The organism is Paraburkholderia sp. SIMBA_030 (genome assembly GCF_046535245.1).
Classification (GTDB): domain Bacteria; phylum Pseudomonadota; class Gammaproteobacteria; order Burkholderiales; family Burkholderiaceae; genus Paraburkholderia.
Genome location: NZ_JAWRXB010001242.1, coordinates 1 through 249 on the forward strand (window position 1 = coordinate 1; position 249 = coordinate 249).

General features: G+C 63.1%; 1 pseudogene. It reads right to left on the reverse strand.

The annotated features are described in order from the left end of the window. A pseudogene (locus SB772_RS44020) lies at positions 1-249 on the reverse strand (hypothetical protein); the annotation flags it as partial.

Below are 249 nucleotides of genomic sequence, written 5' to 3' on the forward strand. Positions count from 1 at the left end.
CTGACAGCGGCGCCGTTGAGGTCCAGATTCTCGAGATTTGCGCCGAGCGTGTAGTCGATGTCGGACTCGACGCGATCGGTACCGCCGATGAGGGCATCTGCCGAGGTTTCGGTCACAACGTCACCAGCCTCATCGACTTCGTAGACGTCATTGCCGTCACCGCCGATCATGGTGTCAGCACCGAGCCCGCCTTGCAGCGTATCGTTGCCGCCGAGGCCGCTCAGGGTATCGGCGAGATCGCCACCGGAG